The following is a 1,569-nucleotide window of genomic DNA, read 5'->3' as shown; positions in this document are numbered from 1 at the left end:
ACGGCGAACATGTCGTGGTAATCACTGGCGAATCTTTCAACTCTGCTAATGAGGCAGCGGGTGCGATCTCCGGCGAGCACGCCGGCGACATCATTGTCTACCAAAGCAGCTACACCGACAGAGTCGCAACTCTGGCCTATGTCACCGCCGACGGCAGCGCGCACGAGTTCGCCCACCTGGGCGGTGTGGTCACCGTGGCCGACCTAGGCCTGACCGCGTCGGACTTCACCTTCGTTTGATCCAGAAAACCGATACGGAACAGCGCCCCGCCCCTTGGGCGGGCGCTTTCCGTTTCCGCTACTTGCCATGGGCCGGGGCGACCGAGGGGCGCCCGGGAGCAGTCGCAGCGTGGATAGCTTGACGAAGCCCTGCGCGTCGCGCTGGTCGTGCACCGAAATCTCCTGAAGGTGTGGAGGCGGAAGCCTGTCCGGGCCCTTGCGGCCGGCCACGATGACGTTGCCCTTCCAAACCTTCAGCCGGACGGTGTTGTTGACCCGCTCCATTAAATGCCGGGACCAAACATATTCGGCGGGAGCACTGATCCTGAACCAGCGAGCGGATGCAGTCGGTCGCCGGTCGGGGAGCAATATGGGGCTGAGTCGCCAGCCTCCGGAACTTACGTGAGTAACCATTCCTTAAAGGATTCAGCTTTGAGACCTTTCCCTCTGACTTCCGCTATTTGGGGCGTTGTGTTGATCAGCGGCGCGGTCAACGTGCTTGCGCTGATCTCGCCGCTGTTCATGCTTCAGGTCTATGACCGCGTTCTGGCAAGTGGCAGCGTATCGACGCTGGTGGGGCTCGTCGTGCTTGCTGCGGGGCTTTATGCGTTCCAATGCCTGCTCGACATTTTGCGCGCCCGCGTGCTGCTGCGGATTGGCGAGCGTTTCGATGGAGAGTTTTCCGGACGCGTTCACGATGCGATCGTTCGCCTTCCGCTTTCAACGCGCATGCCGGGCGACGGCTTGCAGCCGCTTCGCGATCTCGACAATGTTCGCGGCTTCTTGGGTGGAAACGGTCCGACAGCGTTCTTCGATCTGCCATGGATGCTGCTTTATCTTGGCATTTGCTTCCTCCTTCATTTCTGGATCGGCATGACGGCACTTATCGGGGCGGTCGGCCTCACATCTCTGACACTCCTTGCCAACACTCTCTCGCAACGGCCGATAAGCGATACCGTTGCCCACAACATGGCACGCAATGGTCTGCTGCAAGCAGCGCGTTGCAATGCCGAGGTCGTGCAAGCTCTCGGTCTTGGAAAGCGGATCGCTGCCCGATGGCAAAAGGCCAATGCCAAGTGTCTGGCCGCCAACCGGAAAGCTGGGGACGTGGCAGGTGGGCTGGGTGCCATTTCAAAATCGCTGCGCGTGCTGCTGCAATCGGCCATTCTTGCCGTCGGCGCGTACCTTGTCATCAGACAGGAGGCTACGGCCGGGGTTATGATTGCCAGTTCGATCATGATGGGGCGTGCGCTGGCTCCGGTCGATCTGGCCATTTCAAGCTGGAAATCCTTCCTCATGGCGCGCCAGGGTTGGGCGCGGCTGGAGGACCTCTTGGAAAAGGTTCCTGAAT

General features: G+C 60.5%; 2 protein-coding genes and 1 pseudogene. 2 read left to right on the top strand and 1 reads right to left on the bottom strand.

Translation table 11 applies throughout. From position 1 onward, the window contains the following. Window positions 1-239, top strand: a pseudogene (locus NKJ26_RS33325) (calcium-binding protein); the annotation flags it as partial. On the opposite strand, the gene NKJ26_RS33320 reads toward NKJ26_RS33325, so the two are convergent. Further along, window positions 204-503: a hypothetical protein gene (locus tag NKJ26_RS33320; RefSeq protein WP_352700086.1), complete on the bottom strand. Its 300-nt coding sequence runs from the start codon at window positions 501-503 to the stop codon at window positions 204-206. The pseudogene NKJ26_RS33325 and the gene NKJ26_RS33320 sit on opposite strands and share 36 nt — an antisense overlap. A gap of 237 nt (window positions 504-740) precedes the next feature. On the opposite strand from NKJ26_RS33320, the gene NKJ26_RS33315 reads away from it, so the two are divergent. Next, window positions 741-1,569 (top strand): ABC transporter transmembrane domain-containing protein (locus NKJ26_RS33315; protein WP_352700088.1); only part of this gene is annotated, 829 nt, incomplete at its 3' end.

It is taken from the genome of Mesorhizobium sp. M0152, from assembly GCF_040322415.1.
Lineage (GTDB): Bacteria > Pseudomonadota > Alphaproteobacteria > Rhizobiales > Rhizobiaceae > Mesorhizobium.
The sequence above is the reverse complement of the archived record's forward strand: the minus strand, read 5'-3'. Positions and strand labels throughout refer to the sequence as shown.